Below are 5,803 nucleotides of genomic sequence, written 5' to 3'. Positions count from 1 at the left end.
GTTATCGGAGAGCGACTGATTACCAAAAACCCAGTTGTGGCTCCCGATGGTAAGACCGTTATTTTGCCCACCTCCTGCGAGATTGAAGTGCAAGAGATTGCCGAGAATCGACATTATGGCTATCAGGTGTGGCAATTGCGAGTCGTTACTGATGAAGGTCTCGTCCGGCAAATCTTTGTCCTGCAAGAGTCCGAACGCCGTCGATATGAGGCGGAGTTGGAGCAAAAGTATCAGAGTGCCAAGCGCAATTCCTTTTTATGGCGCAAGTATTACTGGTTTCGCGATGATGTTTTCGCGAAGGTTTGGAATTGCTTTGCCCTGACCATCCATAATTCTCAAGGCAGTACGTTTGATGAAGGGGCGATCGATGGGGACGATCTCCTCGTGCGTTTATTTGTGGGTAATGACGAATCCGAGCGACAGAAGCGCAAAGAATACAATCGACTGTGGTATGTCGGTGCATCTCGGTTTCGCCATCGAGTTCTGTTTCTGTCCAAGAACAAACGGGGCTTTTGAGGGAGGAGGCTGGGTTTAATTCCCAGTCTTCCGCGATCGCCAGAAGGTAAAAACCGCTATCGCGCAACGCTAGGGCAATTCAATCTCCCTTCAGCCCATGACGAGAACGACAGCAACAACCGCGAAGAAAAAGCGAAGAACGAGTACGACAACTCGTACCCAGAAGAAGACGACAACCCAAAAGAAAACTCAAAAGGCAACTCCAAAAGCAGAGGCCAAACCTGCAACAAAAACCAGACCGGAATTGAATATCGTTTGCGATCGCAGTATCCTCAACGATTACCTCGATTTCGTCGCCAAAGGCGTTCCCCAAAATCCCAGTCACGCCATCCTCAACAATGTTCTGTTTGTTGCCGATGCTGCCGAACAAAAATTGCACTTGACCACCTACAACCTGCAATTCGGGATGAGCGTGAGTTTTGCCGCTACAGTTAATTCTCCCGGTGCGATGACGCTGCCCTTAGACGCATTTCGACAGATGATCGGCAAGTTTCCTCAAGGAGATATTTCCCTCGAGTGTAAGATTGTCGAACCGACTGAACCGGAAGAAGAACCCGCACTGGCTGCCATCCTATCGACACCAAGCGATCGCGACAAGCGTTTTGAATTTAGAGGCATGGTTGAGGATGATTTTCCCAACTTGCCTCGAGTCGAGACCAAATTAATGACCCTTCCAGCCAGTTTGCTCCTTGCTCAATTGTCAGGCTCTCTCTTTGCTGCTTCCACTCAAGAAGATAAAAAGATACTCAATGGCTCTCACTTCTACCTGTCCTGCGACCCGGAACGAAAACTCGACAGTTTGAGAACGTGGACGACCAACGGCCACCGCTTGGCATTGATGGAGGGCAAAACCGAAAGCAAATCTCAAACGCCCCTCGCAGAACCTGTCAGTTTTACCGTTCCCCTGAAAGTGCTGCGAGAGTTGGAGCGCAATTTAGACCCCACCGATAAAGTCACGCTCTACTTTGAGAAGTCGGAAACTTCCGAAACCCAAGGGGGAACGGCAATTTTTGAATGGAATGAGAAGTGCTTGGTGACGGCGACCCTCGAAGGACAGTATCCCGACTGCGAGGGCGTAGTGCAGCCATTGCGAAGTCAATATTGCCGCGCTTTTACCGTCGAACGAGTGGCCTTATTGAAGACTTTAGAGCGTTTTGTCGTTCTCAGCGATAAGTCTGCCAAAGCCGTGACTTTGCGCTTGGAAAGCGAAACTCAAAAAGCCTATCTGAGCATCGAACACAAGGAAGTCGGCAAAGGAGAAGAAGCATTGGGTATTCAGATGAAGGGTGAGGATGTCGAGTTCAAATACGACGTGCGCTATTTTCTGGAAGTGGTTAAAGCGATTTCTACCTCCGATCTCCGCATTCATTTGGCTTCTCCCGAAACCCCAACTCTCATAGTCCCCTATGGAACTAATGCGAAAGGAGAAGTTCCTATTGCTGCCGAGTATATCCTTGCACCCTTGTATTAGTGCCAGTTCCTGTAAATCGAGTTTTGACAAGTATTTCCCCATTTTTCCCCTCAACCGAGTTTTGCAAAAAGTCTCCCGAGTGCGAATTGCGAATTGCAAATTTCCCTATCGGGAGAGAGAAGAGAAATTAGACAGAGAATCCCATGACACACCAAGCATTACACCTTAAGTACCGACCTCAAAAGTTAGCTGAGTTAGTCGGTCAGGATTTCATTCGCACTGCCCTCACCAATGCAGTTAGCGATCGCCAAATTGCCCGAGCCTATCTCTTTACCGGACCTCGCGGAACGGGCAAAACTTCAACCGCTCGAATCTTAGCCAAGTCTCTCAACTGCTTGGAGGGTGAAGAACCTACTGTAACCCCTTGTGGCGTTTGCGCTTCCTGTCGTGCCATCGATAATGGTTCTGCCTTGGATGTGAGCGAAATCGATGCCGCTTCTCACAATGGGGTAGATGATGCTCGTTCCCTCATCGAACAGAGCAATTTTGCCCCGGCTCGAGGGCGATATCGCATCTTTATCCTCGATGAAGCGCATATGCTTACCAGTGCTAGCCAGAATGCGCTACTGAAGGTCATCGAAGAACCTCCGGCGCGGACGATGTTTATTCTCTGCACGACAGAGGCGCATAAAGTTCTGCCTACGATCGCCTCGCGTTGCCAAACCTTCAACTTTCGAGCGCTGTCCGTGCAAACCATTATCGACCATTTGCGAGAGGTGGCAGAACTGGAAACCATTGACATTACCGAGGAAGCATTGAATGCGATCGCTCGCACGGCAAATGGAGGTTTGCGAGATGCCCTGCAACTCCTCTCCCAGTTGGCACTATTGGGAGAAACCATCACCCCAACTCGCGTTGTTGAAGTATCGGGAGGGGTCAGTCCCGAAGAACTCCTCGAATTGCTGACGAGTTTGGGCAAAGGAGACATCATCGGCACGCTGAAACTCGCTCGTACTTTGGTGGATGGAGGCAAAGCGCCTCAATTGATTTTGAGCGGTTTGTTGCAAGTTTATCGAGATTTGCTGCTGGTTAAATCCGCACCTAAAAGCAAGCATTTGGTCACGAGCGCGATCGCCCATAACAAATTGCGTTCCTTGGCAAACGGCTTGGATTTCCCGGCAATCGACGCTGCTTTGACACAATTGCAAAAGTCGGAGGCGCAGTTAAAAACCTCTCTCAATGCGTCCATTTGGCTCGAAGTTTGCTTGTTGAACTTGATGCCCGAAACTGCGATCGCTTCCCTCGAACCCCCAAGCAACGGGAGCAAGCTATCATCGGCAACCGAATCCGCATCCGATCTCGCAGGAATTTGGGCGAATGTCGTCGAAACGGCGAAACCCAGCAATCGCGGCTTGCTCTCCCGCGCTCGCTTGGCCCAACTCGACGAGGAACGGGCAGTGCTGTCTGTCGAACCCAAGTACATCAAGAGATTTCAGCAACGCAGCCAAACCGTCGAACGCATTCTTGACAAAGCCTTGGGCTATGCCGTAACCGTTGAAATTGAGGCCAAATAGAACATGATTGCAATTTTAGTAGGAGACGACCGATACGCCATCGAACGAGAAATTGCCGCTTACCAGTCCCGCGTCTCTTCACAATGGCGGCATTTTAACATCCATCGGTTTTCGAGCAATGCTTTGGAGTCCGCGATCGCCTGTGCCAGAGCCGCAGCTTTTGGCGATGGTCGCAAGGTGGTGGTTGTGGAAGAGTGCAACTTCAAGCAGTTTGGGGAGACGGGTTTGGAACTGCTTCAGTGCTTGGGACAATTGCCCGATACGACAGACCTCATCTTTGTTGCCAGTGCCATTGACAAGCGCCTGAAAGTGTCAAAGCACCTCCTCAAATTCGGCAAGTTAAAAGAGTTTGCCAAGATTCCCCCGTGGCGTACCGATTTGATTGCTGCTGCCATTGGGACACAGGCGAAGGAGTTGAATTTGCATTTGGGTCGGGATGTTGTCAATTACTTGGCTGACGCGATTGGTAACGATACGATGCGGGTGGAGTCGGAACTGCAAAAGTTGGCGGTTTATGCCAGTGGCGATCGCCTGACCAAAGTGCAGGTGAGGGGGTTAGTTCCCTGCATGACTCAAACCAATCTTCAGTTAGCGGCGAGTTTGCGAGAGGGGAAAGCGTTGGAAATGGCAGGTTTGTTGGAAGAGTTGCTGGCTCGAGGGGTTTATCCTTTGGCGATCGCGGCAACTCTCGTGACTCAGTTTCGCACTTGGCTTTGGGTAAAGGCAGCATTGCAAGGAGGAATGAGGAAGGATGGGGAAATTGCTCGCTTGTGCGGTATTGGTAATCCCAAGCGATTGTACTTTCTGCGTCGGGAAGTGGAGGGGGTGTCGCTGCGATCGCTTTCCCATGCCCTGACGCGACTTCTCGATCTGGAAGTGGTGCTGAAAAGAGGGGCGAAGGCGAACGAAATACTGCCAGTGATATTGCAGATTGTTCGGGGAATGCGCCAAGCGGTATGAGAAATGCTCAAAGCTGCTCGAATCCAAAGAATTCGGGCAGCTTTGAAATAAAGGAGTATGATGGTAGGAATGAATGATTTTTCTTTTTTTGTCATAATCTCACATCTACTATCTCAAAAATTTAAGTTTAGCCGAAGTCAATATTAGCCTATGAATGGAGATTCGATTGATGCTCGTGATTCTCAAGGTTTTTTGAACAACCTAGAGAATGTTGACCAACAATTTGGCGATCGCATTGACATTAAAACAAAAGATGGAGATGTAGCGCAAAGAGATATTCATAAATCGATTACCAAAAACTATAACTTCTTTGAAGTAATTGGATTTGGGCAAATAGATCGAGAAACTCTAACAGGTTCGGATTTCTCCGAGCTTTATAATCTTATAGATCGCATAGATCGAAAAATAATAGATACAATTTATTGCAATATAATATATCGAGACGATACGTATTTATTTAGCATGGAAACAACTAATCGTGTCAAAATGTTAAATAATCTTAATAAACTACGAAGATTGGAAGAATTTTGTGAAACATTGAGCCAAGAATCTACTCTGGATCTTCAACTTCGCAAAAAGTTGCAGCATATTGCTCAAAAATTTACCGATTGTCAAGACACAAAAATGATTGAAGATAATTCATTGTCCAACAAAAAGAAGAAATTTAAATCCTATTTAATTGCTACGCTCCAATCCTTCGATATTAAAGAACAAGAATTTTTGCTGAATGCTTGGTTGATTATTGATGATTCAATAGAAAGTTTGCAAAAATATAAATCGCTTCTTCCTCATGATGAAAAACAACAAGGCATATTATGTAGCTTAGACTGCGTACCCAAAAAGTTTAATGAATTTCTGAAGAAAGCACGCAAACTCTTGAGAGGAGAGAGATACGATCTAACCATAGAATTTTTTTTGCCCAGTCATTTAATGTGCTTGGAGATCGATTGCTGGCACATTGATGCTCCAAAAAATAAGAAAATTTCGTTAGGAGAAAAATATCCGATTCGATTGCGTTCTTTGGAACGTCTCGATCGCGACTATTTAGATTTTAATTTTTCAGAATGGTGCGATCGCTGGGATGAGGTACAAGATATTTTACATTCAAAACCGAATCTAGAATTATTTGAGCATATCGAGCGCATGGATTCTTTTGATGAAATATCCTTGAAAAATAAATTAGAAGCAAAAATTGGTTTGAAGTTAACTTGTGCGCCTCCCAAATCCAAACAAAAGAAGCTATTTGATTTGATTTCAGAAGCAATAACCCCGATCGCGATTTGGACGCGATGCGATATTCTTCATTTAGATTGTTTGGCCGCCATTGATGATTTATTAAGCG

Annotated in this window: 4 protein-coding genes and 1 pseudogene; all 5 read left to right on the top strand. The window is 46.7% G+C overall.

The genetic code is table 11. The features are described from left to right. Nucleotides 1–516, top strand: a pseudogene (locus tag VB714_RS06840) (DNA helicase); the annotation flags it as partial. A gap of 97 nt (nt 517–613) precedes the next feature. Continuing rightward, nucleotides 614–1,987: a DNA polymerase III subunit beta gene (dnaN, locus tag VB714_RS06835; RefSeq protein ID WP_323222440.1), complete on the top strand. Its 1,374-nt coding sequence runs from the start codon at nt 614–616 to the stop codon at nt 1,985–1,987. A gap of 143 nt (nt 1,988–2,130) precedes the next feature. Then, the gene (dnaX, locus tag VB714_RS06830) at nt 2,131–3,501 is read left to right on the top strand and encodes a DNA polymerase III subunit gamma/tau (RefSeq protein WP_323222439.1); all 1,371 of its coding nucleotides are present in this window, start codon (nt 2,131–2,133) and stop codon (nt 3,499–3,501) included. A 3-nt stretch (nt 3,502–3,504) separates the two neighbouring features. Next, on the top strand, nt 3,505–4,461 hold the full coding sequence (holA, locus tag VB714_RS06825) for a DNA polymerase III subunit delta (protein ID WP_323222437.1): 957 nt from the start codon (nt 3,505–3,507) through the stop codon (nt 4,459–4,461). A 150-nt stretch (nt 4,462–4,611) separates the two neighbouring features. Further along, nucleotides 4,612–5,803 (top strand): hypothetical protein (locus VB714_RS06820; protein ID WP_323222435.1); only part of this gene is annotated, 1,192 nt, incomplete at its 3' end.

This window comes from Spirulina sp. 06S082 (assembly GCF_034932145.1).
Lineage (GTDB): Bacteria > Cyanobacteriota > Cyanobacteriia > Cyanobacteriales > Spirulinaceae > CCY15215.
The sequence above is the reverse complement of the archived record's forward strand: the minus strand, read 5'-3'. Positions and strand labels throughout refer to the sequence as shown.

Coding starts and splice junctions, on each gene's coding strand:
- dnaN (WP_323222440.1), top strand. CDS start 614: ATGACGAGAACGACAGCAACAACCGCGAAGAAAAAGCGAAGAACGAGT.
- dnaX (WP_323222439.1), top strand. CDS start 2,131: ATGACACACCAAGCATTACACCTTAAGTACCGACCTCAAAAGTTAGCT.
- holA (WP_323222437.1), top strand. CDS start 3,505: ATGATTGCAATTTTAGTAGGAGACGACCGATACGCCATCGAACGAGAA.